Source organism: Saccharothrix deserti (assembly GCF_009769385.1).
Taxonomy (GTDB): Bacteria; Actinomycetota; Actinomycetes; order Mycobacteriales; family Pseudonocardiaceae; genus Actinosynnema; species Actinosynnema deserti.
Window position 1 is genome coordinate 92,252 of sequence record NZ_VKAB01000033.1, and the last position, 25,712, is coordinate 117,963.

Annotated in this window: 21 protein-coding genes and 2 pseudogenes; 12 read left to right on the plus strand and 11 right to left on the minus strand. The window is 69.8% G+C overall.

Annotated elements, in window-relative coordinates; all coding sequences use genetic code 11:
- Nucleotides 1–321 precede the first annotated feature (321 nt).
- Both FM051_RS38450 and FM051_RS38455 read right to left on the minus strand, forming a co-directional pair.
- Nucleotides 322–558: a hypothetical protein gene (locus tag FM051_RS38450; RefSeq protein ID WP_158852036.1), complete on the minus strand. Its 237-nt coding sequence runs from the start codon at nucleotides 556–558 to the stop codon at nucleotides 322–324.
- An 885-nt stretch (nucleotides 559–1,443) separates the two neighbouring features.
- Nucleotides 1,444–2,796: an NsdA family TPR-like regulatory protein gene (locus tag FM051_RS38455; protein ID WP_338019518.1), complete on the minus strand. Its 1,353-nt coding sequence runs from the start codon at nucleotides 2,794–2,796 to the stop codon at nucleotides 1,444–1,446.
- On the opposite strand from FM051_RS38455, the gene FM051_RS38460 reads away from it, so the two are divergent.
- Both FM051_RS38460 and FM051_RS38465 read left to right on the plus strand, forming a co-directional pair.
- Nucleotides 2,753–3,472: a hypothetical protein gene (locus FM051_RS38460; protein WP_158852038.1), complete on the plus strand. Its 720-nt coding sequence runs from the start codon at nucleotides 2,753–2,755 to the stop codon at nucleotides 3,470–3,472. The genes FM051_RS38455 and FM051_RS38460 overlap by 44 nt on opposite strands.
- Nucleotides 3,469–7,029: a toll/interleukin-1 receptor domain-containing protein gene (locus FM051_RS38465; protein WP_158852039.1), complete on the plus strand. Its 3,561-nt coding sequence runs from the start codon at nucleotides 3,469–3,471 to the stop codon at nucleotides 7,027–7,029. Before FM051_RS38460 ends, FM051_RS38465 begins: the two co-directional genes overlap by 4 nt.
- A 164-nt stretch (nucleotides 7,030–7,193) precedes the next feature.
- Here FM051_RS38465 and rnhA read toward each other — a convergent pair whose 3' ends face one another.
- The gene (gene rnhA, locus FM051_RS38470; protein ID WP_158852040.1) at nucleotides 7,194–7,673 is read right to left on the minus strand and encodes a ribonuclease HI; all 480 of its coding nucleotides are present in this window, start codon (nucleotides 7,671–7,673) and stop codon (nucleotides 7,194–7,196) included.
- A 175-nt stretch (nucleotides 7,674–7,848) separates the two neighbouring features.
- Here rnhA and FM051_RS38475 point away from each other — a divergent pair, with 175 nt between their 5' ends.
- The gene (locus FM051_RS38475; protein WP_162470781.1) at nucleotides 7,849–8,706 is read left to right on the plus strand and encodes an SGNH/GDSL hydrolase family protein; all 858 of its coding nucleotides are present in this window, start codon (nucleotides 7,849–7,851) and stop codon (nucleotides 8,704–8,706) included.
- 99 nt (nucleotides 8,707–8,805) lie between these two features.
- Here FM051_RS38475 and FM051_RS38480 read toward each other — a convergent pair whose 3' ends face one another.
- Nucleotides 8,806–9,777, minus strand: coding sequence for a hypothetical protein (locus FM051_RS38480; protein ID WP_158852041.1), 972 nt, complete (start codon nucleotides 9,775–9,777; stop codon nucleotides 8,806–8,808).
- A 151-nt stretch (nucleotides 9,778–9,928) separates the two neighbouring features.
- On the opposite strand from FM051_RS38480, the gene FM051_RS38485 reads away from it, so the two are divergent.
- Together FM051_RS38485 and FM051_RS38490 are read left to right on the plus strand one after the other, a co-directional pair.
- The gene (locus FM051_RS38485; RefSeq protein WP_158852042.1) at nucleotides 9,929–10,174 is read left to right on the plus strand and encodes a hypothetical protein; all 246 of its coding nucleotides are present in this window, start codon (nucleotides 9,929–9,931) and stop codon (nucleotides 10,172–10,174) included.
- 42 nt (nucleotides 10,175–10,216) lie between these two features.
- The gene (locus FM051_RS38490) at nucleotides 10,217–10,810 is read left to right on the plus strand and encodes a DUF7711 family protein (RefSeq protein WP_158852043.1); all 594 of its coding nucleotides are present in this window, start codon (nucleotides 10,217–10,219) and stop codon (nucleotides 10,808–10,810) included.
- On the opposite strand, the gene FM051_RS38495 is transcribed toward FM051_RS38490, so the two are convergent.
- Nucleotides 10,777–11,559, minus strand: a complete 783-nt coding sequence (locus tag FM051_RS38495; protein WP_158852044.1) for a nucleoside phosphorylase — start codon at nucleotides 11,557–11,559, stop codon at nucleotides 10,777–10,779. The genes FM051_RS38490 and FM051_RS38495 overlap by 34 nt on opposite strands.
- Before the next feature lie 172 nt (nucleotides 11,560–11,731).
- Between FM051_RS38495 and FM051_RS38500 the strand changes: the two genes are divergently transcribed.
- On the plus strand, nucleotides 11,732–12,010 hold the full coding sequence (locus FM051_RS38500) for a type II toxin-antitoxin system Phd/YefM family antitoxin (protein ID WP_158852045.1): 279 nt from the start codon (nucleotides 11,732–11,734) through the stop codon (nucleotides 12,008–12,010).
- Nucleotides 12,003–12,407, plus strand: a complete 405-nt coding sequence (locus FM051_RS38505; RefSeq protein ID WP_158852046.1) for a type II toxin-antitoxin system VapC family toxin — start codon at nucleotides 12,003–12,005, stop codon at nucleotides 12,405–12,407. The genes FM051_RS38500 and FM051_RS38505 overlap by 8 nt, the downstream gene beginning before the upstream one ends.
- A gap of 19 nt (nucleotides 12,408–12,426) precedes the next feature.
- On the opposite strand, the gene FM051_RS38510 is transcribed toward FM051_RS38505, so the two are convergent.
- The gene (locus FM051_RS38510) at nucleotides 12,427–13,104 is read right to left on the minus strand and encodes an MBL fold metallo-hydrolase (protein ID WP_158852047.1); all 678 of its coding nucleotides are present in this window, start codon (nucleotides 13,102–13,104) and stop codon (nucleotides 12,427–12,429) included.
- A 116-nt stretch (nucleotides 13,105–13,220) separates the two neighbouring features.
- Here FM051_RS38510 and FM051_RS38515 point away from each other — a divergent pair, with 116 nt between their 5' ends.
- Nucleotides 13,221–14,408 carry an acyltransferase family protein gene (locus FM051_RS38515; RefSeq protein WP_238412956.1) on the plus strand — a complete coding sequence of 396 codons (1,188 nt, stop codon included), beginning with the start codon at nucleotides 13,221–13,223 and terminating at the stop codon, nucleotides 14,406–14,408.
- On the opposite strand, the pseudogene FM051_RS38520 reads toward FM051_RS38515, so the two are convergent.
- A pseudogene (locus FM051_RS38520) lies at nucleotides 14,360–15,055 on the minus strand (maleylpyruvate isomerase N-terminal domain-containing protein); the annotation flags it as partial. The gene FM051_RS38515 and the pseudogene FM051_RS38520 overlap by 49 nt on opposite strands.
- Nucleotides 15,056–15,297: 242 nt before the next feature.
- Here FM051_RS38520 and uvrA point away from each other — a divergent pair.
- Nucleotides 15,298–18,171 carry an excinuclease ABC subunit UvrA gene (uvrA, locus tag FM051_RS38525; RefSeq protein WP_158852049.1) on the plus strand — a complete coding sequence of 958 codons (2,874 nt, stop codon included), beginning with the start codon at nucleotides 15,298–15,300 and terminating at the stop codon, nucleotides 18,169–18,171.
- A 67-nt stretch (nucleotides 18,172–18,238) separates the two neighbouring features.
- A complete protein-coding gene (locus tag FM051_RS38530) occupies nucleotides 18,239–18,700 on the plus strand; it encodes an SRPBCC family protein (protein WP_158852050.1) in 462 nt (153 codons plus the stop codon).
- Nucleotides 18,701–18,745: 45 nt separating this feature from the next.
- Here FM051_RS38530 and FM051_RS38535 read toward each other — a convergent pair whose 3' ends face one another.
- A complete protein-coding gene (locus tag FM051_RS38535) occupies nucleotides 18,746–19,336 on the minus strand; it encodes a TetR/AcrR family transcriptional regulator (RefSeq protein WP_158852051.1) in 591 nt (196 codons plus the stop codon).
- A gap of 76 nt (nucleotides 19,337–19,412) precedes the next feature.
- Between FM051_RS38535 and FM051_RS38540 the strand changes: the two genes are divergently transcribed.
- Together FM051_RS38540 and FM051_RS38545 are read left to right on the plus strand one after the other, a co-directional pair.
- Nucleotides 19,413–20,591: an FAD-dependent oxidoreductase gene (locus FM051_RS38540; protein ID WP_158852052.1), complete on the plus strand. Its 1,179-nt coding sequence runs from the start codon at nucleotides 19,413–19,415 to the stop codon at nucleotides 20,589–20,591.
- A gap of 106 nt (nucleotides 20,592–20,697) precedes the next feature.
- A complete protein-coding gene (locus FM051_RS38545) occupies nucleotides 20,698–21,600 on the plus strand; it encodes a hypothetical protein (protein WP_158852053.1) in 903 nt (300 codons plus the stop codon).
- A 116-nt stretch (nucleotides 21,601–21,716) separates the two neighbouring features.
- On the opposite strand, the gene FM051_RS38550 is transcribed toward FM051_RS38545, so the two are convergent.
- The 3 genes and pseudogenes from FM051_RS38550 to FM051_RS38560 all read right to left on the minus strand — a co-directional run.
- Nucleotides 21,717–23,120, minus strand: a complete 1,404-nt coding sequence (locus FM051_RS38550; protein WP_158852054.1) for a GntP family permease — start codon at nucleotides 23,118–23,120, stop codon at nucleotides 21,717–21,719.
- Nucleotides 23,117–24,724 (minus strand): N-acyl-D-amino-acid deacylase family protein, encoded by a 1,608-nt coding sequence (locus FM051_RS38555; protein ID WP_158852055.1) that lies wholly within the window; start codon nucleotides 24,722–24,724, stop codon nucleotides 23,117–23,119. The genes FM051_RS38550 and FM051_RS38555 overlap by 4 nt, the downstream gene beginning before the upstream one ends.
- 15 nt (nucleotides 24,725–24,739) lie before the next feature.
- Nucleotides 24,740–25,585, minus strand: a pseudogene (locus FM051_RS38560) (type III PLP-dependent enzyme domain-containing protein); the annotation flags it as partial.
- Nucleotides 25,586–25,712 lie beyond the last annotated feature (127 nt).

A 25,712-nucleotide genomic window follows, 5' to 3' on the forward strand; every position in this document is an offset into this window, starting at 1 on the left:
CGTCGCGGTTGATGTCCTCGGGACTCAACCCGAAGATCTCCATCTGCCGGAGAGCTTGCCCCGCTCCCAGGGGAACGATGATCCGGTACCGGTGCGGTAGCGCCAGGTGGAGCTGGTGGACCTTGCTTTCGGGCCACGGAACAAGCTCGGTGTTCTCCGCCCTGGGCTTCTTGATGCTCTTCGCCTTACAAGGGTCGAGGCGAGCCGCCGGCAACGGCCACCGGCACCAGGATCGCCAACTCCGGAGAGCACGATCTTCAACGGGCACCGAGCCTCCGACGAGCGTCGGCCTCCCTGGACGGGCGGCCACGGTCGCGGGCGTTATGACGGGTACTTCTCGCTGTACCGCTTGTACTCCCGGTATTGCTCCAGCTTCTGACTGATATCCGAGTATGCGAACGCCAGCGTAAGGACGCCCAAACCGGTGAAGAGGAGGTCGCCGCGTCCCAGCAGGCTGTACCAGATCATCATCAGTCCACTCAACGGTGTTAGCGCGGCCGTCGCGAGCTTCCAGCCAGGCATCCTCGGAGGGGGTGGCGGTCGGTAGCGTGAACCCATCTCGCCACCTTCCCAGTGTGCTCGAACCTGCGACCAGCGTTGTCCACAACCGGTCACAGTTCGGCGCAACGCATCCGGCGAAGTTCACCGGAAACGCCCAGATGATGGGGGCGCACTACCAGCCGGGTTCCCCTGCATCGCTCCCGCCGTCTCACCCGTCCGGCAACACCGGTGGACACCACTGCACAGGGGCCTGACACCGGGTCGGCCTGGACCGCAACTCTCACGCTGACTGTCCCCGGATGGCCCTGAGATCCTTTAACACCGGGCCCTAACTGCGGCAAGGGCAGGGGAACGGGGGCGACCAGCCACCAAGGTTCACCGGACCCGATGTCGGCAGGCGGTTGGGAGAGGCAGCAATGCGGAGCACCAGGACCAGCAGCCCCGGACAGCTCGCGCTCTGGGGACGCTACGAGCTGGAGGACCTGGCCGTCATCCACGCCAACCGCCGCCAGGTCCGCCCCGAGCCGACTTGGGCGATACCGGCACCACGCCACCAGGCCAACGTTTCCCTCCCCGCGCCCCGTGTCGAACTACTCCCGACGTTCCTCGTTCCGGTCGACCTCAGCCGGTCTTTCCGGCACCGGTCACCGCGACCGACGGCCCATCGACTCCGCACGTGAGCGTGGAGCCGATGGACCGTCATGATCGTTTTTCAGGCCGTCGTCAGGCCGTCGAACGTCCAGAAGCATCCCGACACGACCGGACGCAACGAGTACAAACCGGCAGGTCGGAGCGGGTGTTGCAATTCATCGCGCCAGCTGGGGCGTTCAGTTCGCGTCGTGTACGACGTCTGCCCTCAGATCTGACTCCATCGCCGCTCGGACGAGATTCGTTCGTCCTGTTGTCCACCGCCTGGACGGGTTCACCGGTGAACCCGCTGGATCACGCCGACTCAGCCGGCGGGATCGCCGGGCTCAACAGCGAACTGATGCGTCGGCAGATCTCCGCCACTCCCTCCTGGCGGTGGAATCGTCCGAGCGCCCGGTTGAGGTGACGCAGGTCGATGCGGATCGTCGCCGAGTCCACCTGCTGTGCGTCGTCGAGGATCGGTTCCGCCTGTGCGCAGACCTGATCGACCTGGTCGCCTTCAGCCTGGGCCAACAGCATCCGAACGCCGAACCTCGCTCGGGCGCGTGCTGCTTGCGCGGGAATGCGGGCCAACTCTTCGGCGAGTGTGGTGGCGGCGCGCAGGTGATCACCGAGGTCGTGCCTGCACCACCCCTCAGCCGTGGCGACCAGACCGGGCACATGTCGGGAGCCGAATGCCGGCGTGTGCCCTGACGGTGCGTCGAGTAGCCGCCGGGCCCGGTCGAGGGCGCGCTCGCACTGGTATTCGTCATGAGCCAAGGCATGGCCCTGCGCCTCGCGCACCGCGGCGAGTCCTCGGACCCGCGGCGAGACCCGCGTGTCGCCCTGAGCCTGTTCGGCCAGCGTGATGGTGATCGCCGAATTGTCGGTGTAGAAGGCGATCAGCGCCTTGCGGATCAGCATGTACGAAGCCAGATCGCGGTCGCCGAGGCGGTCGGCCAAACTCGCGGTCCGGTCGATCCACTTCACCGCCAGCCGGTCATCTCCCTTCTCTTGGGCGAGCCAACCAGCGTACTCGCTGAACTTCGCGGCAGCCGACAGGAACAGACGTCGATCCGCCGCCGAGGCTTTGTCCGCGAGCGTGAGGAGCAAGCGGGCCTCAGGGCCCACCGACTCCAGGACTTCGGCGGGCGGACGTTGTTGCCCCCGTTTCTGGTATGCGCTGAGAAGAGCGTCGTACGCGATCATCGTCGGGTCATCCGGGTTCGAAGCGTTCGACCACAGGGTTTTCATCTTGTGCACCTCCGTCTGGCTTCGCTGCTCTGCGGCAGCCCTGATCAGCGCGTTGTCCGCGCTCAGGATTTGGTCGCACTTGATGGCCGTCCGCAAGCTGGGGCGCCTTTCACCGCTTTCCAACCTGCTCACGTGGCTCGTCGTGCACGGGATCTTCTTCGCCAGGGCCGACTGGGATAGTGCGGCGGCCGTTCGACAGCGGTGCAACTCCGTGCTGAACATACGTCTCCTGTCCCTGTGATCACGCGCCGTTGCCTGCTGTCCGCACGAGTCAGGCAACGGGCAACACCTTCCGGTGATCGTCGTCGGAGTCGATGCTGGGTGGCGGAGGAAAGCCCGCTGAAAGACACTTAAAGGTGAAGGACAGTTCATGTCGAACGTGCCGCACATGTCACCGCTCGCCAGGCTTGCCATGCAGTTCACCGCACTGATCCAGCAGAATCCGCAGCTCGTCCTGGACGGCTGGGAAGTCGGTGGAAGCCTTCCCGATCGGATGATTCCGCTGGACGAACTGTCCGGTCTCCTGCTCCAGCGGCGCGTCGACTGGCAGACGAAGGACGCGGCGTGGGCTGAGATCGTCCGGCGGGTCCAGTCGGACGACCAGTTCTGGACGGTGGGCGCGCTCGGTGTCGGGCTGCCCGGACTGCGCCGAGCGGCCAGACTGGTCAAGGACGAGGTCAACGGCGATGCGGGTGACGTCGAGGCGGACGTGATCATCGGCTTCCTCGAGGCACTGCGGGGCGCCGACCCCGCGATGAGGCGTCTGCACACGCATCTGTGGCGGATGGCCTACCAGCGCGGACTCGCGACCCGGTCGGCGACCGAACGCGACTCGGACTGGGCGTCGCCCGGCAGGCCGGTACCGCTGGTGTCCCGACGAGGCCACGTCGACCTCGTCCTGCTCCGAGCGGTCGACGCCGGGGTGTTGACCGGAGTGGACGCCGAAGTCGTCGGTCGGAATCGGATCGAGCGCTTGCACCTGACGACGGTCGCCAGGGATCTCGGGTTGTCCTACGCCGACTGCCGATTGCGACTTCACGAAGCCGAACGCCGATTGGCCGACTACCTCGGCCACCGGGGTGAGCGGTGAGGACCGTCTTCGTCAGCTACCGCACAGGGGATGTGGAGTTCGCGGCCGGGGCGATCGCGACGATGCTCAAGGAACGAATCGGGAAGAACGAGGTCTTCTACGCGCCGCAGTCGATCGAACTGGGCAGCCCCTTCGACGCCGACCTCCTCGCGGAGGTGCGTGCGTGTCCGGTGCTGTTGGCGGTCGTCGGACCGCACTGGCTCACCGCCACCAGGCGGTCCGGCGGCAGGAAGTTGGACGACCCGGATGACTGGGTGCGCCGCGAGATCGCCGAGGGTCTGCGTTGTGGGAACCGGGTGATCATCGTCCTGCTGGACGGTGCTGTGCTGCCCTCGGCACGGGAATTGCCGGACGAGATCGCCGAGTTGGCCGGCCGCCAGTACCGTCGGATGTCCTACCGCAGCGTGCCGCAGGACATCGAACGCCTGGTCGTCGACCTGCTCGAACTCCCCGAGTTCGCGCACGTGTGCCTCTCCGGGAGCGAGGACCTGAACGGTTGGTGGCAGCGGTGGGTGAAGGAACACCCGCTGTTCCCGTCGGAGGTGTTGCTCGCCGGGCGAGAGGCGGAGGCGGCGGAACTGCGCTCGTCGGTGGAAGCGGGTTCTCCTCTTCTGGAGGTCTGCGGAGACTCCGTCGAGGAGATGCTGGTCTTCGTCAACGCGGCACTGCTGCCGTTGACGCGGTGGGATGTGCGGATCGTCCACGAGGCGGCCGCCTGGGACCGGTACGCGGCGAGCAAGCGGAGCCTGGTCTTGGTGCCCGCGTTCGACGAGCCCGATCTCACTGCTCTCGGACATCACCGCGTCGTGCTACCCCGTGCGCACGGTGGCACTGGACTGCAGGTGCCGCAGGTCGGGTTCCAAGAGGTGATGGCTGCGTTCGAATCCGTCGGTTGTTCCCGTGACGAGGCACTTCGCTATGCGACCCGGGCGAGGCGCGGGCTTCCCGTGCTGTGGCGCGACCTGTCGAGGACGGGCCGGTCTCCGGCACCCGAGAGCACGCAGGTCGAGGCTGATCGTGGGGCGCTCGCCGCGGCTGTGTCCGCCGGCCCGCTCCGGCTCCTCAAGCTCGACGGGGTCGTGACCGAGGCCGGTGCGCTGATCGACTCGGACCCGGCGCGTGCGGCCGAGCTGTACGGGCTCGTGGCCGATCGGTTGCTCGACCACGGTTTCGTGGTACCTGCCGCGTCGGTGCGCCGCGGCCAGGCCGAGGCGCTGCGGAACGCCGGTGAGGGCGACCGGGCCGCCACGCTCATCCTGGAACTGTTCTGGCAGCAGGTCGACGACGGTGTGGCGTCCTGGAAGACCGCCGTACCGTTGGACACTTCGTTGAGCCCGGACGTCGCTCGGGCGGTGGCCGTCGCATCCCGCGGTGGCGACGTGCTCTTGGGGTACGGGGCGGCGATCGACGAGGTCGCGAGCGCGTTCGACAACCTCGTGCTCGACGATCTCCACCGCTTGGACGCGGCGGTGTTCCTGAGCGAGCAGGCTCTCGCGGCCCGTCGTCAAGACGTGGTGGCAGCACGGCTCGACGTGCTGACGTCGATGGCGGACGTCACGGAGGAGCAGGGATCGAGGGCCGAGCGGTTGGTCGCACGCCTGGGTATGTGCGTCGCCGAGTCGACCGGTGAGTGGGAACGGCTCAAACGACGGGCTCGTCGGGAGTTCGCCCCTTGGCACGGGCCGTGGATCACCGCCCGTCACGCGCGCCGCCTGGCGATCGGGAACGACCTCGACCTGGCCTGTGACGCTTACGAGGAAGCCGTTTCCGACGCGGTCGTGGCCGGTATGAACGATGAGGCCGCGGAGTGGCTGGATGCGCTGCGCGTCGTTCGCGACCGCCTCGGGCGGCTGCCCGACGAGGGGGACCAGCAGCACTTCTTGGCCCGGCACCTGCGGTCGATGCCGGCTCTCACCAAGTTGCCGGGTAGTCGGACGATCAGGGAACGGGCGATGGGTCGCGTGTCCGACGGCAGCCCGGTTCGTGCGTTGGGCCTGTTGTCCCAATGGCGGTGGCAGGCGTACGTGCGTGCCGGGTTGGCGGACGAGATCCAGGCGACTCGTGAACTGGGCTGCCTGTTGGCCGCGAACAAGGAGCCTCGTGACGGCCTGCGCGAGCTCGTCTGGGCCGGGGCACGAGAGGCGGCGGTGGCGGTGGCCGGTGTGCTGCCCGCACAGCCAGTGCGCTGGCGTGAGGACGTCGCGACCGCCGGTGCGGCTCAGCAGAGCGCTGCCTTGGCCGCGGTGGCCGCTTCCGCGGATCTGCTGGTCGACGAGGACGTGCCCGGTTGGGTCGAGTTCGCGCTGGACGTCGTGAAGGCGCCACCGCGCTGCACGGAGGCCGACGACCTGGTCGGACGGGCGTGCGGACTGATCGCGGCGCTCGCGCCTTGCCTCACCGAGACACAGGCCGCCACGGCGCTGGACGTCGCCGGCCCGATCGACCTCGAAGAGCACGGCACATTGTTGGTGGACATCGCCGAGAAGCACGGGCCACTCGCCGAACGCGCCTTGGCCCTGCTGCTGGCGCGCCTCCCGCACGGCGACCACTACGCCGACGTGGCCTTGGGACCGAAAGGTGCGCCGCTGCTCCGGGCACACGCCGATTTCGTCGCTTCAAGCCTGGCGTTCGTCGACAACCACCACGCCCACTTGGTGCTGGCCCTCGTGGGCCGTCCAACCGATCGTGCCCGCGCGCACGCACGTGCGTTGGCGGAACAAGTCTTCGCTCGTCCCGAACCGGTCCCCGGTCGCATGTCCATCTACCGGGGCTACCAGGACATGCCGCTGGTCGCCGGCCTGCTCGAGCCTGAGTTGCTGGCCCGGCTCGGCGACACGCTGCTCCGGCAGGCACGCGACTGCCGCGACACGGCCGGCAACCGGCGGACGGCCCTCGAAGGACTGGCTCTGCTGGCTTCGCAACTCGCGGTCGATCACCGCCGGGAGCTCTTCGACGCGCTGCGCCCGTTTGCCCGCGGTGAGTGCGACGGCAGTGCGGGCGACGAGATGTTCACCGGGATGAAGCACCCTTTGAGCTGGTACCGAGCCGATCTCGGGCCGAGCACGCTCTCCGACATCGCGGTCTGCGCGTGCGCGAGTCTGGCCATGACCGACGAGGAGCGCGCCTTCGTCCGGGAACACGCGGTTCGGTTGCTCACCGGGCACGACGACGTGCACGTGCCGACACTCGTGCGGAGCCTCGGGCTGAGCGTCGACGACGTGGCACTCCTGCCGCGCAGCCGTCCGGAAGTCCACGCGCTCGCCGCGTGGCTGTGGGCCGACCGGCCGGATGACCGCGAACTGGGGTTGAGGTTCGCGAGCAGTCCGGATCGGGTGGTCCGGGCCAGTCTCGCGGCGGCACTGGGTGGACGGCCGGAACACCGCGATGTGCGAGAAGTGCTCACCCGCGATCCGTGCCGCAGCGTTCGCAGGCTCCTCGCCTTGACGCCGCAGCGGTTCGACTCGGCTCCGATTCGAGGGGACTACGCGATCTACTGCGGCACCGGTGTCTCCCAAACAGCTCCGCACACCAAGTGGAGGCTGCAGATCGGCTGTTAGCGGTTGATGACGCTCTCGACGAGAGCACCACCGGTGTACCTGCGTATATCCTCCGATGGATGGGCCTCGCGTTGCCGTCGATGCGGTCACCGCGAAGTGGTGAGCAGAACCGGAGACGTTGCGGCACTCCAGGTTTGTTCGAACGACCACCTGGGTCGATTGGCCTAGGTCGCGTCGTGTACGACGTCTGCCCTCAGATCTGACTCCATCGCCGCTCGGACGCCGCGGACCGCGAGACGGTCCGCGCGTTCGTTCTCCGGGTGCCCCGAGTGGCCCTTCACCCAGTGCCACTCCACCTGGTGCGGGGTGGTGGCGGCGTCCAGGCGTTGCCACAGGTCGACGTTCTTGACCGGCTGCCTGCCGGACGTCATCCACCCGTTGGTCTTCCACTTGGTCATCCACGACATGACCCCGTTGCGGACGTACGTGCTGTCGGTGTAGATCCGCACCACCGACGGCCTCCTGAGCGTCTCCAACGCCCGGATCGGGGCCATCAGCTCCATCCGGTTGTTCGTGGTGGACTCGGACTCACCGCCGAACAGATCGCGCTCGTGCGCCCCGTACCGCAGCACGGCGCCCCACCCGCCCGGCCCGGGGTTCCCGCTGCACGCGCCGTCGGTGTAGATCTCCACCACCTGCTCCATGCGGGGAAGATACCGAGCGCCCCGGACGCGCCGGCGGCCCGATGGGCTGTGTGGGCAACCCGCCATCCGAGACGGGCCGGACCAGCCGAGACACGGCGTTAGGCCGGCCTCCCACCACCGCGCGAAGGTGGGGAGCACGCCGCTGTTCCGGTCCGGTCATCCTGGTGGAGAAACAATGAAGCTTCCCTCGGGGAAACGGCTTGTCGCAGTGTTTGCCCTGCTCGTGGCGACGACGGCGGTCGGGGTCGACCGTGCCGCCGCGTCGCCCGACCCGGAGTCGGCCGCCGACTGCGTCGTCAAGCAGGACGGGGAGGTCGGCGCGACCGCCGGCCCCACGGTGTGGATGGCGGGTGATTCGACCATGGCGAACCCCAGGACGACGTGCCCGGTCGGCTGGGGCAGCCGGTTCGACGCGTTGTTCCGGGACGACGTCACCGTGGTCAACAGCGCGGTGGCGGGCCGGAGCATCCAGACGTGGCTCTACGAGGGCAACGTCAAGAGCACCATGGACTCCAGCGGCGAGTGCGTGGTCAGTCCCACGACGTACGCGCAGCGCTGGCTGGACATGCTGAACGGGATGAAAGCGGGCGACTACCTCGTCATCCAGTTCGGCATCAACGACGGCGACCGCGCCTGCCCCCGGCACGTCGGCTCGGCGCGCTACCAGCAGCTGCTGGGCGCGATGGCGAAGGCCGCCAAGGACCGCGGCGCGCGGCCGATCTTCCTGACGCCGGTGTCGGCGGTCAGGTGCAGCGGCAGCACCGCCGTCGGCAGCCGGGGTTTCCTCACCGAGACCACGAACGCGGCCTCCGCCAACCAGGTCCCGGTGATCGACCTGCACCGGTTGAGCTACACGCTCTACAACACGCTCAAGCTGTGCCCGAACAACGGTGACTACACCCAGGGCGCGGTGGGCGCGTTCTTCTGCAACGACCACACGCACTTCGAGGCCGCCGGCGCGGAGCAGATCGCGCGCGTCGTCGCGAAGGCGTTGCGGGACCAGAACATCAGCCTCGCCACCTACCTGAAGTAGCGGCCCTGAAGTAGCGGCCACCGTCCCGCTCCGCCCCCACCCGGCGGAGCGGGACACCGGGTCGTCCACGTGACCGTGCTGACCGGACGCCGGTGAGGGCTACAACGTCAGCATCACCCGCTGTTCGAGCTGCCCGACGACCAGCTGCGTCGGCTGATACCCCTGCGGGACGACGAAACAGACCAGCCCGGTGACCGTTCGCCCGACAACGGACTCGTGGTCGAACGCGCCGGGCGCGCCCGCGCAGTCACGCACCAACCCCGGTCGGCCGTGCTCGTCCGCGCGGAGTTCGAGCGGGATCGGGAAGTCCGTGAGCCGGGTCGCCTCGACCCGCACCGTCACCACCTCGAACTCGCTCAACCACGCCGCCGCACCTTCAGGTGCCCCACGCCGGACGTCGGAGGCGCGCAAGGTGAAGTCCTCGTTGCGCACGACCCCACCGCGCTCCACGGTCGGTGGTTCGCCTCCCCGCGAGTACCTGCCGGACAGGTCCGGCACGGGTCCGGTCGAGTCGATGAACGCCCCGCGCCCGAAACCCGACGGCGAGAGCAGCACGAACCCGGCGATCACCGCACCGCACACAACGGCCGCCAGGACCCCACGCGGACCGAGACCGGACGAAATCACGCGCCGCCCAGCGACCAGCATCCAGCCGGCGAACAGCACCGCCACCACGCCCGCGACCGCCGGCACGGCCTTCCACACCCGATCGTGTGATTTCACCAGGGCGTCGGCCCCGCGCACGGAGAGCACGCGGTGCGTCAACGACGACAGCCGCACGACCACCGGGTCCGTGATGCCGAACTCCTCGTTCCCCGGAAGGCTGATCGCCCGACCGTCCTCCGCGCGCGCCTCCACCGTGTAGAAGGTGTCGGGCCCGTCCTGGCTCTCGACGGTTTCGCTGTCGTACACGCTGACGACGGCGCGCACGGTGTACGTCCCGGCGAGGCCCTCGGCGATCCAGCGTCCGCCGAAGGACGCCATCGCACCCAGGCCGACACCGACCAGAACCAGCGCCGCGACCGCTTTGAGCTTCCTCACGTCCGGCTTCGGCGCGTTCCCCAGGAGCACCAACAGCTACCCCGTTCCCTCTGCGGCGAATGACTTCGACACTACGGACGGTCCCGTCGCGGGAAACCCCGTTGTCCGCGGAAGTTTCCGCCGCGCACACCGTGCCGCCGCACAGAGCGGTCGCCTTCGGTGCGAACGGGAACGGAGATCGGTGCTGGAGCCTGAGCTGGAACACCCGGAGCTGTTGTGCGGGCTCACCGAGAACACGTCACTGCCCGCCGACCTGCTTGACCCGACGTGCACACCGCGGTTGCCGGACGACCTGGCCGTCAGCGCCCCACCGGCGCAGAAGGCCTACCGCGAGATCGCCCGCCACCCCAACGCCGGGCCGCGGGCACTCGTGCTCCACGGGTCGCGGAGGCCGCCGCGGCCAACCCGTCCCTGCCGCGCGCCGTGATGGAGGACCTGCTGATTCGCCGGGATGGGCGAGGATGGGCGGGTGAAGTGGTCACGGGCGGTGCGGCATGTCGAGGAGTTGGCGGCCAAGTGCGGCGAGTTGGCGGGTCTGCCGAGTTCGATCCACCCGTTGCGCGTGGTGCAACTGTGGGCTGTCGGGGACATCCTCGGTGAGCCTCGGGATCTCGAACGGGTGACCGTCGCACTGGTGGTGGATCTCCCGGTCGACGACGTGCCGTGGTTGAGCGAGCCGCACGGCGCCGAGCACTGGGCCAACGCGACCCGGGTGGCGAAGAACCCGATCAGGCCGCTCTGGCGCTCGTCACGCGCCCCTGTCTGGAACCACCACGTCGACCGGCCCGCTCTGGTGTGGGACTCGGTGGACGGGACCGTGGAGGAGACCCTGGCCGCGCTCGCCGACGGGCGTGGTGAGGAGGTTCGCCTGCCCGCGCCCACGGCGGACGAGATGCGTGCACGGCTCCGTGACGAGTTGGCGGTGAGCCTGCGGGCACTGCGCCGTCACACCCGTGCCTACGAGGACAAACGCTGGAGTCCCGGCAAGCTCACGGCGGTGTCGGACGCGCTGTGGCGGGTCAGTGACGGTTACCTCGACGTGCTGGACGCGTCGGTCGGGTGAATCCGGGCGGTGGCTTCGATGGCCAGGGTGAGCAGGTCGGCGCGCGCGTCGCTGCTGGTCCAGTCGCGTGAGTCCCAGGTCGGGCCGCTGAGGTCGTCGGCGGCGTAGAGGAGCAGGCCCAGTTTCACGCCGCGGAACCGTGCGGCTGCCAGCAGCGCCGACGCCTCCATCTCCACGACCAGGCACCCTTGATCCCGGCGGGCCTTCACCGACGCCCTGGTCTCCCGGAAGGGCGCGTCCGTGGTCCACGTCAACCCGGTGACGTGGGGGACGGACCGTTCGGCGAGCAGGCCGACGAGGGCTTCCACCACGTCCCGGTCGACGTCGATCGCGGACGCGGGCGGCGCGTAGTGGAACGACGTCCCCTCGTCCCGGATCGCCCCGGTCGCCACCACCGCGCGTCCGAGCACCAGTCCGGGCACGAGCGCCCCGGCGCTGCCGCACAGCACGATGTCGCGCACACCACCGGCGATCACCCGTTCGAGATGGTGCACGGCGGCCGGGGCACCCACTCCAGGGTGGAACACGACCACCGGGGCGCCGTCATCGACCACGTAGATGCCGTGCCCGCCCATCTCCTCCGTGAACCGGCCCACCAGCCGGGCGATACCCCGTTCGTGCAAGGCCTCGATCTGCTCGTGGAAGTAGCACAGCACCGCCCGCTCCGGCCACGGCTCGGACAACTCCGGCGCGGACGGGGTGATCAACGCGTCGACGTCGGGGTCGAACCGGAGCAGCGGCAGGTCCACGCCCCCGAGTCTGACCGAGAGCCGATCACCGGACCAGGCCTTTTGCCGGGCCCGGTAGTCGAGGACGGTGATCCGCTGTCCTGGTCGACCCTTCCCAGGACAGCGGATCACCTGAACGGGCAATAGGTCAAGCTGAGTAGCTCCTTGTGCTACGCAGGGCTACACTGTGTCGGTGAAGGTCATCAGTCAACGGGAGTTCCGCAACAACTCCGCCGCGGTCATGGACGCGGTCGAGGCGGGGGAGACGTACCACGTCACCCGCAACGGCGTGGAGATCGCCGAGGTCCGTCCGCTGCCCCGTCGTCGGCGCCTGACCGCTGAGGAACTGGTCGAGCGGCACAGGAAGCTGCCGAAGGTCGATCACGGCCTCATGCGGCGTGAAGCCGACGAGGTGTTCGGCTCGGAAGACCGGATCGGTGACGACGACCCGTGGGAGCGCAGCCGTGGCTGACCGGCACGAGTCGGGCGTACTGGACACCTGCACGTACATCGACCTCGGACTGCTGGACCCGGCGGTGCTGCCGGAGGTCCCCGAGTTGACCGTGATCACCCTGGCCGAGTTGCACCGGGGCGTGGCGATGGCCAAGGACGCTGCGGCGCGGGCGGTGCGGACCGAGAAGCTGGGTGCGGCGATCGTCGAGTTCGAGCCGTTGCCCTTCGACGGTCAGGCCGCGGCTCGCTTCGGCACGCTCGTGGCGTTGACCCTCGAAGCGAACCGCGAGCCGAAACCGCGCCGGCTGGACCTGATGATCGCCGCCATCGCCTCGGCCCGGGGTATGCCGCTCTACACCCGCAATGCCAAGGACTTCGCAGGACTCGACGGCATGGTCCAGGTCGTCGAGGTGTGAGAAGTACGACCGGACGGGTTCACCAGCCCCGCGAACGCCACTCGTCCAGGTGAGGTCGTTCACTCCCCAGGGTGGTGTCGTCGCCGTGACCTGGGTAGACCCACGTCTCGTCGGGCAGTTCGCCGAACACCCGCGACGTCAAGTCGTCGATCAACGATTTGAAGGTTTCAGGTGACGTGGTTTTGCCGACCCCTCCCGGGAACAGCGAGTCCCCGGTGAAGAGGTGGGGGTGTCCGGTTGGGTCGCGGTACAGGAGGGCGATCGAGCCCGGCGTGTGGCCGCGCAGGTGGATCACCGTCAGGGGGACCTCGCCGACGTGCACGGTGTCGCCGTGCTCCACCAGGACGTCCGGCGGGATCGGCAGGACGCCCGCGTCCGCTTCGTGCGCGATGGTGTTCGAACCGTTCGCGCCCGCCACCGCACCCAGGGCTCCCCAGTGGTCCGGGTGCTGGTGCGTGGTCACGACGGTCTTCAACCTCGGGCGGTTCACCGAGTGGCCCACCACGTCCGACAGGCGTTCCGGGTCGGCCGCCGCGTCGATGAGGAGGCCCTCGTTCGTCGCACGGCAGACCAGCAGGTACGCGTTGTTGTCCATCGGTCCGACCGAGATCTTCGTGATGGTCAGCGCGTCGAGGGTGCGCCGTGCCGCCGGGCCGCCCGGCGAAACGTGCCCCGTGTAGTCCTCTAGTACGTCCACAGTGGCCGACGGTATCCGACCGGGCACCCTTCAGGGTCCCCACAGCTCGACCCCATAGGGTTGACAACGATCACCGCTGCCCCTCCGATGCCGTCCGAATAGGGTTTTTCCACCTCGTGCCTACAAAACGTCGGATCAACTGGGACGTCCTTCGCATCCTCGCCGTGCTGTGCGTGCTCCTCCAACACGCCACCCACGCCGGGCCGTCCGTCCACTCCGAACTCGGGCCACCGCCGTTCGTCTTCGACGTCGAATTCGGCGCGAGCGCGCTCGTGGTGATCTCCGCCTTCTTCGCCTGCGCGTCACTGGCCAAGGGGGAACCGGCCCGCTTCCTGCGCAACCGCCTGGCCCGCCTGGTCCCCGCCTACGTCGTCGCCGCCACCTGCACGTACACCGTGCTGCGCTACCTCGCCCCGAACGGCTGGAGCCACCTCCAACCGCGCGACCTGCTCTTCAACGCCCTCATGCTGCAGAACTGGTTCCCGGGCGTCCGCCTGGTCGACTTCTCCTACTGGACCCTCCCGGTGCAGGTCACGGGCTTCGTCGCGGGCGCGCTGCTGGTGTCGAGGATCCGCGGCCGGGCGGTCAAGGTCCTGCTCTGGACGCTCGTCGTCGCGCCCCTGGTCGCGCGGGTCTGGACGGTGGAGCCCGGCGCGATCCGCACCCTCTACGACGGCCTCGGCGTGCACCGCGCGCAGCTGTTCGCCATCGGCGTCGGCATCTGGCTGTGGTCCAAGGGCCGGCTCGGCGACTGGCACCTGTTCGCGCTGCTCACCGCGTCCCTCGGGGCCCAGGCGGTGCACACCGCCGACCTCAGGTCGACCATCGGGCTCGGCGTGCTGCTGATCGGCGTGTGCGCCGCCGCCGGAGGCCCGGACTGGGACGTCCTCCCCGTGCGCGCGCTCGCCCGACCCATCAAGTGGCTCGCGGGCATCTCATACGGCGTGTACCTGGTGCACCAGGAGATCGGCTACGTCGTGATGGCGAAGGTCGCGCGCTTCGGCCCTTGGGTCGAGCTGGCGGTCTTCGCCGGCACCGCCGTCGTCCTCGGCTGGCTGCTCACCAAGTTCGTCGAACGCCCCGCGCACCGCGCCCTGACCGCGAGCCGCCGTCCGGCCGCCCTGGCCGGCCTGGTGCTCACCGCCCGGCTGCACACCGCTCAGAGCCACTTGGGCAGCGTCGGCGCCGTCCCGTTCAGCCGCGCGCCGCTCTGGCGCCCGGTGAGCCACCCCAGCACGTCGGCCGCCGCACCGTTCACCGTCGGTGACGTCTCGCTGTCCGCCGTCAGCGCCCAACTGCGCTGACGGCCGTCCGGGAAGACGGCCTCCACGCGCACCGACGGCACGCCCGGCCGGCCCGTGTACTGGGCGACGGCGTCCTCCAGGAAGCCCTCCAGCAACTCGGCCGGCAGGTCCTCGAACCCGATACCCCGATCCAGGTCGACCAGGTGGAACCACACCTCGCGCAGCCGCAGCCACGGCACCCGGTACGCGGGCAGCGCCCCGCTCCTCGGGTGCACGACCTCCGCCTCCCACGCCGTCGGCGGCAGCTCGGCGGCGGCCGTGGCGAAGCGCTGGCACGCCGCGTCGAGGTCCGCCCGCAGCAGCTGCGGCAGCCTGCCCGCGCCCTCCGCGATGTCCGCGTCACGGTCCGCCGCGCTCGGGTACATCTGGTGCTCGACGCCCGTCTTGGCCCACGTCAGCAGGTTCACCAGGGCGTCGGCGTTGCGTGCGAGATGCGTCACCACGTGCGCCCGGCTCCAGCCGGGCAACAGGCTGGGACCGCGCAGCGCGGCCAGGTCGATCGCCCCGACGACCTCGTACAACGTCCGCGTCGCCCGTTCCACCTCGGCGAGCCAGGCGACCGCGTGCTGGACCGCGGCCGACTGCTCACGGGGCGCGGGTACGCTCGTCCGGTCGGATCGGACCTGGGCGGCATCAGCGAAGCTCATGGGCACCTCATCCCGGAGTTATGCGGCCGAACGGCCTATCGCTCCAGCGTAGGGGCGTTCACTACCGACCGGTAGAGCCGTTGGCGCACGATCGTGGAAGTGCCGGTCGCGGTTTTTGTCGGTGGTCGCACCTAGCATGGTCGATGCCCTCCCCGACAGGGCTGTCCGCAGTGACCCGGAGCGGTCCGATAGGCTTTTCGAACGTCTGTTCGGGGGAAGGTCGAGAACCGAAGGGAACCGTTGTGGCCGACCGGCTTGTCGTTCGCGGGGCGCGCGAGCACAACCTGCGAGGGGTGGACCTCGACCTGCCGAGGGACAGCCTCATCGTGTTCACCGGGCTGTCCGGCTCGGGCAAGTCCAGCCTCGCCTTCGACACGATCTTCGCCGAAGGCCAGCGCCGCTACGTCGAATCGCTGTCGGCGTACGCGCGGCAGTTCCTCGGCCAGATGGACAAACCCGACGTCGACTTCATCGAGGGCCTGTCGCCCGCGGTGTCGATCGACCAGAAGTCGACCAGCCGCAACCCGCGGTCGACCGTCGGCACCATCACCGAGGTCTACGACTACCTGCGGCTGCTGTACGCGCGCGCCGGCAAGGCGCACTGCCCGACCTGCGGCGAGGCGATCAGCAAGCAGACGCCGCAGCAGATCGTGGACCAGGTGCTGGCCATGGAGCCGGGCACCAAGTTCCAGGTGCTCGCGCCGGTCATCCGGGGCCGCAAGGGCGAGTACCTCGACCTGTTCTCCACCCTCCAGTCCCAGGGCTACTCGCGCGCCAAGGTCGACGGCGTGGTGTACGCGCTGGGCGAGGTGCCGAAGCTGAAGAAGCAGGAGAAGCACCAGATCGCGGTCGTGATCGACCGGCTGAGCGTGAAGTCGAGCTCCAAGCAGCGGCTGACCGACTCGGTGGAGACGGCGCTGCGCCTGGCCGACGGGCTGGTCGAACTGGAGTTCGTGGACGTGCCGGAGAACGACCCCGGCCGGGTGCGCGGCTTCTCCGAGAACCTGGCCTGCCCGAACGGCCACCCGCTGGCGATCGAGGACCTGGAGCCCCGGTCGTTCTCGTTCAACTCGCCCTACGGCGCGTGCCCGGCGTGCACCGGCATCGGCGTGCGCAAGGAGGTCGACCCGGAGCTGGTCGTGCCGGACGACGAGCTGTCGCTGGCCGACGGCGCGATCGCCCCGTGGGCGTCCGGTCAGACCGCCGAGTACTTCACCCGGTTGCTGGAATCGCTGGGCCTGGCGATCGGGTTCCGGATGGACACGCCGTGGCGGCAGCTGCCCGCCAAGGTGCAGAAAGCGGTGCTGCACGGCGTCGACGAGCAGGTCAACGTCCGCTACAAGAACCGCTACGGCCGCGAGCGCTCCTACTACGCCAACTACGAGGGCGTGATCCCGTTCCTGGAACGGCGGCAGGAGCAGACCGAGTCCGAGTACATGCGGGAGAAGTACGAGGGCTACATGCGGGAGGTGCCGTGCCCCACGTGCCAGGGCACCCGCCTCAAACCGGAGATCCTGGCCGTCACGCTGCACCACGCGCGCCAGGGCGACAAGTCCATCGCCGAGGTGTGCGCCATGTCGGTGGCGGAGTGCTCGGAGTTCCTGGACGGGCTCAAGCTGGCCAAACGCGAGTCGATGATCGCGGGCGCGGTGCTCAAGGAGATCCAGGCCCGGCTGCACTTCCTGCTCGACGTCGGCCTCAACTACCTGTCACTGGACCGCGCGTCCGGCACTCTTTCGGGTGGAGAAGCCCAGCGGATCAGGTTGGCCACGCAGATCGGCTCCGGCCTGGTCGGCGTGCTGTACGTGCTGGACGAGCCGTCGATCGGCCTGCACCAGCGCGACAACCACCGGCTGATCGACACCCTGACCAGGCTGCGCGACCTGGGCAACACGCTGATCGTGGTCGAGCACGACGAGGACACCATCCGCACCTCCGACTGGGTGGTCGACATCGGCCCCGGCGCGGGCGAGCACGGCGGCAAGGTGGTGCACAGCGGCCCGTACCAGGAGCTGCTGACGAACAAGGAGTCGGTCACCGGCGCGTACCTCTCGGGGCGCAAGGAGATCCCGATGCCCGCCACGCGCCGCAAGGTCGACAAGAAGCGGCAGCTCACCGTGGTGGGCGCGCGTGAGCACAACCTGCGCGGCATCGACGTGTCGTTCCCGCTCGGCTGCCTGGTGTCGGTCACGGGCGTGTCCGGCTCGGGCAAGTCGACGCTGGTCAACAACATCCTGGCGACGGTGCTGGCGAACAAGCTCAACGGCGCGCGGCAGGTGCCCGGCCGGCACACCCGGATCCGGGGGTTGGAGCAGGTCGACAAGCTGGTGCAGGTCGACCAGTCGCCGATCGGCCGCACCCCGCGGTCGAACCCGGCCACCTACACGGGCGTGTTCGACCACGTCCGGAAGCTGTTCGCGTCGACCACCGAGGCGAAGGTGCGCGGCTACCAGCCGGGTCGGTTCTCGTTCAACGTCAAGGGCGGGCGCTGCGAGGCGTGCGCGGGCGACGGCACGATCAAGATCGAGATGAACTTCCTGCCGGACGTCTACGTCCCGTGCGAGGTGTGCAAGGGCGCCCGGTACAACCGCGAGACGCTGGAAGTGCACTACAAGGGCAAGACGATCTCCGAGGTCCTCGACATGCCGATCGAGGAGGCCGCGACGTTCTTCGAGCCGATCAACTCGATCCACCGGCACCTGCGCACGCTGGTCGACGTGGGCCTCGGGTACGTGCGGCTCGGGCAGCCCGCGCCCACCCTGTCCGGTGGTGAGGCGCAGCGGGTGAAGCTGGCGGCCGAGCTGCAGAAGCGGTCGACCGGCAAGACGGTCTACATCCTGGACGAGCCGACCACCGGCCTGCACTTCGAGGACATCCGCAAGCTGCTCGGGGTGATCAACGGGTTGGTCGACAAGGGCAACACGGTGATCGTGATCGAGCACAACCTCGACGTCATCAAGACCTCCGACTGGGTGGTCGACATGGGGCCCGAGGGCGGGTCCGGCGGTGGCATGGTGGTGGCCGAAGGCACGCCGGAGCAGGTCGCGGACTTCGCCGACAGCTACACCGGGCAGTTCCTGCGGGACGTGCTGCCCGCCGAGGCGGCGGTCGGCTGAGGTCGTCGGGCCGGCGGGGTCACGCGCGCGGTTGGCCTGGCCCGCCGGCGTGCGTGACCATGGCGGCATGCCGCTGAACTCGTACCGCTTCCGCAGCGTGTGGTCGGTGGACAGCACGCCCGCGCGGACCTTCGACGTGCTCGCCGACCTGGGCAGTTACCCGCAGTGGTGGCGTGAGGTGCGGGACGCGCGCCAGGTGGGCGAGCACGCGGCCGAGCTGCGGTGCCGTTCCGTGCTGCCCTACGACCTGGTGTTCCAGGCGCACCACAACGCCAGGGAGCCGGAGGCGGGGTTGCTGCGCGCCGACCTGGTCGGGGACCTGGACGGCACGGTGAGCTGGCGGATCTTCCCCGAGGGCGGCGGGTCGCGGCTGGTCTACGACCAGGAAGTGGTGGTCCGCAAGCCGTTGCTGCGGCGTCTGGCGATCATCGGCCGGCCACTGCTCAGGGCCAACCACGAGCTGATGATGCGCAGCGGCCAGCGGGGTCTGCGCACCTACCTGGCCGGGTACCCGTCCGCCGGGAGTTGATCCCGGGAGAGTCGATCCCCGGGAGAGTCGATCCCGGAGAGCTGATCAGCTCAGGTGCCGGACGAGCCGGGCCAGCTGCTCGGCGTAGCGCTCGGCGAAGTCGTCGGACTCCGGGTCCTCCCCGGTGATCCGGCGCACCATCCGGGGCATGAACAGCGTCGCACTGGCCGCCGCCGTCAACGCCAGCAGCAGGCACGCCGGGTCGAGGTCCGCCGGGATCTCCCCGGCCTCCTGCCGCGCCCGCAGGCCCTCGACCTGCGCGCGGAGGAACTCCGTGTCGCCCTCGTCCGGCGAGTCGTCACCGGACACGTTCTCCCACACCATCAGCCGCGCCCAGTCGCGCTGCTCCCGCGTGGACAGCACGAACCCGCGCACGACCTCCGCCAGCGGCCCTTCGGCGAGCTGTCCGCCCTGCTGCCGCCAGCGGCTGGCCAGTTCCTTGTAGAGGCCTTCCTTGCCGCCGAAGTAGTACGAGATGAGCTGCTTGTTCACGCCCGCGCGGTCGGCGATGGCGCTGACCCGTGCCGCCGCGTAGCCCTTCGCGCCGAACTCCGCCGCCGCGGCCTCCAGGATCCGCGCCTTGGTGCGCTCGGGGTCGCGCTTGCGTTCGGTGGCGTCGGGGGAGCGGCGGGACACGCGGTCAACCGTAGCCGATCACCTACTATCAACCATCTGGTTGACTCAATCAAACGGATGGTTGATAGTGGTCGGCATGAGCGTTCACGTGGCGGTCGTCGGTGGCGGTGTCGGTGGGTTGTGCCTGGCCCAGGGGCTGAGGCGGAACGGGGTGAGCGTGTCGGTGCACGAGCGGGACGTGACGCCGACCGACCGGCTGCAGGGGTACCGCCTGCACATCAACCCGGTCGGCGCGCGGGTCCTGCACGAGTGCCTGCCGCCGGAGCTGTGGGCGCGGTTCGTCGCCACCACCGGTCGCGGCGGGAGCGGGTTCGGGTTCCTGGACGAGCGGCTGAACCGGCTGCTCGCCATCGACAACCCGGACGACGTGCCCGAACGCGCCCACCACTCGGTCAGCCGGATCACGTTGCGCGAGATCCTGCTGACCGGCCTGGACGACGTGGTGACGTTCGGGCGGCGGTTCACCCACTACGAGCACGCGGACGGGCGAATCACGGTCCACTTCGTCGACGGCACGAGCACGCAGTGCGACGTGCTGGTGGGCGCGGACGGCGCGAACTCCGCCGTGCGCGCCCAGTACCTGCCGCACGCAGAACGCGTGGACACCGGCATCACCGCGATCGCGGGCAAGCTGCCGTTGACCCCGCACACCCGCGCCTGGCTGCCGCCCGAACTGGTCGCGCACGCCCACTCGGTGATCCCGCGCGCGGCGGCCGGGATGTTCCTCGCGCCGCACGAGCTGGACGAGGGCGGCTACCTGATGTGGGCCTACGCGGCGGACGGCCTGGTGATCCCGCCGGACCGCCCGCTGCGGGACCTGGTGGTCGACGCGATCTCCGGCTGGCACCCGGACCTGGTGCGGGTGGTGCGCGACTCGCCCCCCGACTCGGTGTCGCACTGGCCGATCCGCACGTCCGTGCCGGTGGACGCGTGGCAGCCGACCACCGTGACGCTGCTCGGCGACGCGATCCACAGCATGACGCCGATGCGCGGCATCGGGGCCAACACCGCGTTGCGCGACGCGATGTCGTTGTGCCGCAACCTGGTCGAGCGGGAACCGCTGGACGCGATCGCGGACTACGAGAGGCACATGCGGGAGTACGGGTTCGCGGCGGTGACGGCGTCGCTGCGCAGCGCGCGCCAGTTCGTGTCGGGCAACGCGGCCGGCCGGGTGGCGTTCAAGACGGTGTTGCGGCTGCTCGAGGCGGTGCCGCCGCTCAAGCGCGTCGCGTTCCGCGACCACGGGATCGACTGACTCCGCAAAAAATCATCAGAACCGGTGAACCGTTGGGGCTTGTTGTCCGTGTTGGTGGCATTCGGTTGCCGCAGGGGACGCGAGCGATCATCCAGGGAGGTTCACCATGACCCGCACTCGTGCAGTCGCAGTCGGTGCCGCCGCTCTCCTCGGCATCGCCCTGCTCGGAGCCTGTGGCCAGGCGCCTCAACCCGGTACCGCGCAGCCCGCCGCGCAGCAGCAGGTGGCGGCGGGTCCCCTTGCGGGGGAAGGGAAGAACGCGGGCAACGAGATCGCGCCGGAGGGTGCGCCGGATCTGGCCACCGCCGTGGTGCCGGGCCTCGGCACGGTGTTGACCGACGGCGAAGGCCTGACGCTGTACCGGTTCGACAAGGACACGGCCAAGCCGTCGGCGTCCACTTGCGACGGTGACTGCGCGGTCAAGTGGCCGCCGGTGCTCGCGACGTCCGGCGACGTGCGGGTGCGGGGCGTCGACCAGTCGCTCGTCGCCACCTTCGACCGCGCGGACGGCACCAGGCAGGTCACCGTCGCCGGCTGGCCGGTGTACCGCTTCGCCGAGGACACGGCGCCGGGCCAGGCCAAGGGGCAGGGCGTGGCCGGCACGTGGTTCGTGGCCGCGCCGGACGGCAAGAAGGCCGCACCCGCCGCGGGTCTGGTGCTGGCGACCGCGTCGGTCGGCAACCTGGGCACCGTGTTGACCGACAAGGACGGCATGACGCTCTACCGCTTCGACAAGGACACCGCCGACCCGTCGGCGTCCAATTGCGACGGTGACTGCGCGGTGAAGTGGCCGCCGCTGCTGGTCGACTCGCCGCAGTTCGGCGTACAGGGCGTGGACCGGTCGTCGGTGGGCACGGTGACCCGCGCCGACGGCAAGCTCCAGGCCACCGTCGCCGGGTGGCCGCTGTACCTGTTCGCCGAGGACACGGTGTGCGGTGACGCGAAGGGCCAGGGCGTGGGCGGCGTGTGGTTCGCCGCCAAGCCCGACGGCACGAAGGCCGGCGTCTGACCGGTGGCGGGCGCAAAGGGCGAGTGCCCCGGCGGATGATCGCCGGGGCACTCGCGTGGTGCGGCCCGGACTGCGCGGCTCGGACCGCACGGCTCGGACCACACGGCTCGGACCACTCAGACCACGAGGCTCAGCAGCGCGGCCATCACGAAGCCGACGACCGACAGGATCGTCTCCAGCACGGTCCACGTCTGGAGGGTTTCCTTCACCGACAGGCCGAAGTACCGCGACACGATCCAGAACCCGCCGTCGTTGACGTGCGAGGCGATGATCGAGCCCGCCGCGATCGACATCACGAGCAGCGCCAGCTGCGGCTGCGAGTAGTCCAGGTCCGCCACGAGCGGCGCGACGATGCCGGTCGTGGTCACGATCGCCACCGTCGCCGAGCCCTGCGCGATGCGCATACCGCAGCTGATCACGTACGACAGCGCGATCACCGGCAGGCCGACGTCCGCCAGCGACGACGCGAGCACCTTGCCGACGCCGGTCGCGGACAGCACCGCGCCGAAGAACCCGCCCGCGCCGACGACCAGCAGGATCATCGCCACCGGTCGCAGCGACGCCCCGGACAGCTCGGTCACCTGCGCCCGCGTCATGCCCCGCCGGTAGCCCAGCAGCCAGAACGCCAGCAGCACCGCGATCGTCAACGCCACCGCGGGCGTGCCGAGGAACGCGAACACGCCCAGCGTGACCGAACCCTTGGGCAGCAGGATGCTGCCGAACGTGCCCGCCAGGATCAGCACCAACGGCACCGCGATGATGCCCAGCACCTGCGACAGCGGCGGCTCGCTCCGCGAAGACGAAGACCCCTCGCCGCGCATCTTCTCCGCGGCGGCCAGCATCTCCTCCGGCACCGGCACGACCAGCCGCTTGCCCGCCCACGCGGAGAACAGCACACCGCCGACGAACCACGCCGGGGTCGCCACGGCCAACGCCATGATGATGATCCAGCCCAGCTCCACGCCGAGCAGCCCGGCCGCCGCGACCGGTCCGGGGTGCGGCGGCATGAACGCGTGCATCACGGACAGACCGGCCAGCAACGGCATCGCGTACAGCACGATCGACCGGCCGCTCTGCTTCGCCGCCACGTACACCAGCGGGGCGAGCACGAAGATGCCGATGTCGAAGAACACCGGCACGCCGAAGATCAACCCGGCCAGGCCCATCGCCAACGGCGCGCGGTTCTCGCCGAACGCCTTCAGCAGCGACCGGGTGAGCACCTCCGCGCCGCCGGAGGCCTCCAGGATCGCGCCGAGCAGCGTGCCGAGGCCGATGATCGCGGCGACGTGGCCGAGGATGCCGCCGAACCCCTTCTCCAGCAGGGAGTCCGAGGCCTTCTGCGCCGAGCCGACCAGCGTCTCCACCGGCAGGCCGGCGGCGAGCGCCACCAGCAGGCCGACGATCAGCAGGGCGATGAACGGCTCGACCTTCCACCTGATGATCATCAACAGGAGGAGGGCGATGCTGAGGCCGGACAGCGTCAGCAGCCCTCCCGTCGAGTGCTGCAACCAGTCGATCACGCGCGGCTCCGGTGGTTTCGCAGGGAACGTCCGGGCAGGGCGTCGGTCCGCCCGCCCTCGTCGACCACGGGAACCCCGTTGACGACGACGTGGGTGATGCCCGCGGCGGCCTGCCGGGGCTCGTCGAACGTCGCCGTGTCGGCGACCGTGTCGGGGTCGAACAGCACGAGGTCGGCCGCGTAGCCCTCGCGGACGAGCCCGCGGTCGGCCAGCCGCAGCCGGCGCGCGGCCCGCCCGGTCAGGTGGGAGACGCACTCCTCCAGGCCGAGCACGCCCAACTCGCGCACGTACCGGGCCAGGTAGCGGGGGAACGTGCCCCAGGCGCGTGGGTGGGGCCGGTCGCCGACCAGCAGCCCGTCGCTGCCGCCGGTGTGCGCGGGGTGCCGCATGATCGCCTGGACGTTGTCCTCGTGGCCCACGTGCATCAGGCACGAGGTACCCAGGCGTTCGGAGATCAACACGTCGAAGTACAGCTCGGCGGGCGGGCGTCCGGCCCGGCGCGCGGACTCCGCGATGGAGAACCCGACCAGGTGCGCGTTCTCGGCTTTGCGCACGCCGTTGACCTCGATGGTGTCCCAGTCGACCGGCACGCCGTGGCAGCCGTCGGAGCCGGTCTCCTCGATCTCGACCCGGATCCGCTCCCGTGTGTCCACATCGGACAGTCGGGTCAGGGTCTGCTCCGGGCCGCCCTCGCCGGACCAGCTCGGCAGCAGCGCGGACAGGTACGTCGCGCCCGGCAGGTACGGGTAGGTGTCCAGGGTGATGTCCGCGCCCGCCGCGATGGCGTCGTCGAGCAGTGCCAGCAGCTCGCCCGCCCGGCCCCGGTTGACGTCGAAGTTCATGGTCGCGTGTGCCAGGTGCAGCGGGCAACCGGAGTCACGCGACACCCGCACCATCTCCGCGTACGCCTCCAGCGCGCCCGCGCCGTAGCTGCGGTGGTGCGGGCTGTAGAACCCGCCCAGCTCGCCGACGACCCGGCACAGCGCGGTCAGCTCGGCGGTGTCGGCGTACATGCCCGGCGTGTAGGTCAGGCCGGACGACATGCCCATCGCGCCCTGCCGCAACGACTCGGCCAGCACCTCGCGCATCCGGTCCAGCTCGGTGTCGGTGGCCGGCCGGTCGTCGTAGCCGAGGCACAGCATCCGCAGCGTGCCCTGCGGCACGAGGTACGCGGCGTTGACCGCGATGCCCCGGTCGAGGCGGTCCAGGTACTCGCCGACCGACCGCCAGTTCCAGTCGAACCCGGGCGGGTCGTCGTTCCACCCGGCCAGCTGGCCGCGCAGCACGGCCAGCACGTCGTCGTCCACCGGCGCGTAGGACAGCCCGTCCTGGCCGAGGACCTCGGTGGTGACGCCCTGGGAGACCTTGGCCAGGTGGTCCGGGTTGGCCAGCACCTGGAGGTCGGAGTGCGAGTGCATGTCGATGAAACCGGGCGCGAGCACCCGGCCGTCGGCGTCGACCACCCGTCTGCCGTCGATCCGGTCGCCGCGGCTGCCCCGGTCGCCGATCGCGGCGATCCGCCCGTCGCGCACGCCCACGTCCGCCCGGTAGGCGGGCGCGCCGGTGCCGTCCACCACCCGGGCACCCCTGAAGACGATGTCCACGCCGCCGTCCTTTCGTCAGAAGTACGTGCGCACCAGGTCGACCACGGTGGTGCCCTCGACCACCGGGATCAGCTGCCACTTGTCGAACACCGTGCAGGGGTGGGACAGGCCGAGGCCGACCCAGTCGCCGACCTCCACGTCGTCACCGGACAGCCGCACGAACGCGTGCTGGTCGTTGAGTGCGGTGACCTCGGCCTCCAACGCGCGCTCCACGCCGTCCCGGCCGCGGACGACCTGCGGTTCGGGCAGTCCCTCGTCGAACGACGCGTCCCGCTTGCCGAGGGTCAGCAGCGCCAGGTCCGGCTGCGGCCGTGACGTGACCTGCGCCCACGCCCTGAGCGCGCTGCGGAACGGTTGTGCGCCCGGTGTGCGGCCCAACGGCGAGATGCCCCGGTAGAACCCGTCGTCGTGGGTGATGTACGCGCCGCTGCGCAGCACCGGCCGCACCGGGAACGGCCACGGCTCGGTCAGCTTCGCGGCCACCTGGTCGAAGTACGCGCTGCCACCGGCCGTGACGATCGGTTCATCCACTTCGAACAGTGCGTGGGCCTGGATCACCAGTTCACACAGGGAAGTCAGGTAGCCGTCCACAACAGACTGTGATTCGGGTGATGCGTCGTGCGCCAGCGCGCCCTCGTAACCGCCGACACCGGCCAACCGCAGCGCGGGGCTGCCGGCCGCCGCGCGGGCGACGTCGAGCGCCGTGCCGAGATCGCGCGCGCCGGTCCGCCCGCCGGGCGCGCCGAGCTCGACCAGCACGTCGACCGGGCGTTCCACCCTGCCCAGGGCCTCGGTCATCCGCTCCACGCCCGCGACGGAGTCCACCCAACAGGTGAACTCGAACGTGTCATCGGCGGCTAGCGGTAGTTTGTTAACTTCACGGAGGCAGGTAGAGGTTGATGCCCTGTCCTTGCGCAAGGGTGTCGAGTAGTTGTTGCAGGTCATCGGGCGGGGGCTTGTCCGACCACGCCCTCCACCAGCGCCGCAG